This window comes from Streptomyces calidiresistens, from assembly GCF_014141525.1.
Classification (GTDB): Bacteria; Actinomycetota; Actinomycetes; order Streptomycetales; family Streptomycetaceae; genus Streptomyces; species Streptomyces calidiresistens.
Genome location: NZ_VKHS01000704.1, coordinates 1 through 2,863, shown reverse-complemented (window position 1 = coordinate 2,863; position 2,863 = coordinate 1). Strand labels below are relative to the sequence as shown.

Here is a 2,863-nt window from a genome sequence, read left to right as displayed (position 1 = left end):
GCCCCGAGAGGAACCACCCCATGACCACCGCTCCGCACGCGGCCCGTCCCACCGACCCCGCCCCCGACCCCGGGGTGCGCGACTGCGGCTACGGCGACGAGTTCCGCCACGTGTACGACCGGATCTTCCGCAAGGACGCCTACGCCGATCTCACCGGCCGGGTACTCGCCGGATGGCACCCCGACCCCGCGTCGGGCACCCTCGAACTGGGAGTCGGCACCGGACGCGTCGCCGTGCCGCTCGCCCGCGAACTCGTCCGCGCCGCGACCGCCGACGGCACCGGGGGCGCCGGGGACCTCCCGGGAATCGTCGGCGTGGACTCCTCGCTCACCATGCTCGACGGGCTGCGCGCGGAGATCGACCGCCACCGGCTGCCGATCACCCCCGTGCACGGCGACATCCGTGTCGAGCCGGAGGACGGCCGGCGGTACGGACTGGTGTACTGCGTGTGCGCCACCCTCTCGATGCTGACCCACCCCGACGAGCAGCGGGCCGTGCTCCGCGCCGCCGCCCGGGCCCTGGCCCCCGGCGGCGTGCTGGTGGTGGAGACGGCGCACCCCGGCCACGTGCGCGCCCTGCACGACGGCCGCCGCGACGCCTCCTTCTTCACCCCCTACCCCGAGCCCAACACCGGCCTGTTGACCTGCTCCACCCTGCTGCCCGGGGACCAGCCGCTGTGGCGGGCCTCCCACGTGTGGTTCGAGGGGGACGGCACCTCCCGGGTCGGCACGGAGATCAGCCGGCTGACCGAGCCGGAGGAGGTGGACGCCTACGCCGCGGAGGCCGGGCTGGTCCCGATCGACCGGCGGGCCGACTGGCTCGGCAACCCGCTCGAACCCGCGTCACCGATGTACATCACCCGCTACACGCACGCCGACGGCACCGGGGAGGGCGAGCGCGATGGGGACGCCTGAGACCACGCTGTCCGGGACTCCCGCCGGGGCCCCGGCCGACAGCCCGGCCGACGGCCCCGCCGGCAGCCCGGTCGGCAGCCCGGTCGACGTTCTTCCGCCCCCGTCCGCCCCGGCCTCCACCGTGTGGGCCGTGGCACGCCGGCACCGGGTCCCGCTGATCGCCGGCATCCTGCTCGGCCTGCTCGGCGTGGCCGCCACCCTCAGCCAGCCCCTGGTCATCGGCCGGCTCATCGAGAACGCCGGGGCCGGCCGGGCGCTGACCGGCGTCATCGCCCTGCTGGCCGCCCTCTTCCTCGCCGACGCCGCGCTCTCCGCCGCCCAGTCCTACCTCATCGGCCGGGCCGGGGAGAACATCGTCCGCGACACCCGCACCCGCCTCTCCGAGCGGGTGCTGCGCGCCGACCTCGCCCACCTCCAGGGGCAGCGGATGGGGGACGTGCACACCCGACTGGTGGCCGACACCTCGCTGGTGCGGGTCGCCCTCTCGCACAGCCTCGCCCAACTGGTCATCAACGGTCTGCTCGTCGTCGGCGGCATCGCGCTGATGGCCTGGGTCGATCTCGGCCTGCTGCTCATCACCCTCGGCTGCCTGGGCGCGGCCAGCGCCGTCTCGCTGTGGCTGGCCCGGCGGCTGCGGGTGGAGGCCGTGCGCAACCGCGAGGACACCGGCGAGTTCGGCGCCGACCTCCAGCGGGTGCTGGGCGCGCTGACCACGGTCAAGGCGTCCCGCGCCGAGGGTCGGGAACGCGACCGCCTGGGCGGTCTCGCCGAACGGGCACGGCGCTCGGGTGTCCGAGCCACCGGCTACAGCTCCCTGCTCTCCCCGGCCATGAACGTCGGCCTGCAGATCTCGCTGGCGGCCGTGGTCGGCGCGGGCATGGCCCGGGTGGCCACCGGTTCGTTGAGCCCCGCCGACCTGACCACCTTCGTGATGTACCTGTTCTACCTGGTGTCCCCGCTGGTGCTGTTCTTCCTGTCGATCGGCCAGTTCCAGCAGGGCAGGGCGGCGGTGCAGCGGGTGGACGAACTGGCCGGGCTGCCGCAGGAGGAACGCGGGGAGGAGCCGCCCGCCGCCGGGCCCGCCGCCGGGGAGGCCGGGGACGGACCGACCGGGACACCGGGGGTGGCCGTGGAGTTCCGGGGGGTGCACTTCTCCCACGGTCGCGGCGCCGACGCGCGTCCGGTGCTGCGGGACGTCTCCCTCACCGTTCCCGAGCGGGGCCTGACGGCCGTCGTCGGCCCCTCGGGGGCGGGGAAGACGACCCTCTTCCAACTGGTGGAGCGCTTCCACCGACCCGACGCCGGAACGGTGTTCGTCGACGGCCGGGACATCTCCCGCCTTCCGCTGGACGAACTGCGCGCCCGGGTGGGGTACGTGCAGCAGGACAGCGCGGCGATGCGCGGCACCATCCGGGAGAACCTCGTCTACGCCCGCCCCGACGCGACGCGGGAGGAGGTGACCGAGGCCGTCGCGATGGCCGGCCTGGAGGAGCTGATCGAGCGCCTGCCGCGCGGCCTGGACACCGAACTGGGCGACCAGGGCGTCGGTCTGTCCGGCGGTCAGCGGCAGCGTCTGTGCATCGCCCGCGCGCTGCTCCAGAAGCCGGACGTCATGCTGCTCGACGAGGCCACCTCCCAACTCGACTCCGATGCCGAGCAGGCGTTCCGGCACGCCCTGCGGCGGGTGGCACGGCGGTGCGCCGTGGTGGCCATCGCCCACCGCATCTCCACGGTGGTGGACGCCGAGCGGATCGTCGTCATGGAGGCCGGCCGGGTGCGCGCCGTGGGTGACCACGGCACGCTGATGCGCGAGGACGCGCTCTACCGGCGCCTGGCCGAGGCCCAACTGAGGTCCGGGCCCGGAGAGCCCGACGGCCCCGCCACGACGGGCGTGGACCCGGCACCCGCGGAGGCGTTGGCCCGCTGAACCCGCTGCCCCGTCCCCCCGC

Annotated in this window: 2 protein-coding genes; both read left to right on the top strand. The window is 75.1% G+C overall.

Features of this window, described 5'->3' with window-relative positions; all coding sequences use genetic code 11:
- Positions 1–20: 20 nt before the first annotated feature.
- Complete coding sequence (locus FOE67_RS21720; protein WP_182666528.1) at positions 21–914, top strand: class I SAM-dependent methyltransferase; 894 nt, start codon at positions 21–23, stop codon at positions 912–914.
- Positions 901–2,841 (top strand): ABC transporter ATP-binding protein, encoded by a 1,941-nt coding sequence (locus FOE67_RS21715; protein WP_182666527.1) that lies wholly within the window; start codon positions 901–903, stop codon positions 2,839–2,841. Before FOE67_RS21720 ends, FOE67_RS21715 begins: the two co-directional genes overlap by 14 nt.
- The last annotated feature ends 22 nt before the right edge of the window (positions 2,842–2,863 follow it).

Excerpts from the sequence above, each read along its gene's own strand:
- FOE67_RS21720 (WP_182666528.1), top strand. The coding sequence starts at position 21 with ATGACCACCGCTCCGCACGCGGCCCGTCCCACCGACCCCGCCCCCGAC.
- FOE67_RS21715 (WP_182666527.1), top strand. The coding sequence starts at position 901 with ATGGGGACGCCTGAGACCACGCTGTCCGGGACTCCCGCCGGGGCCCCG.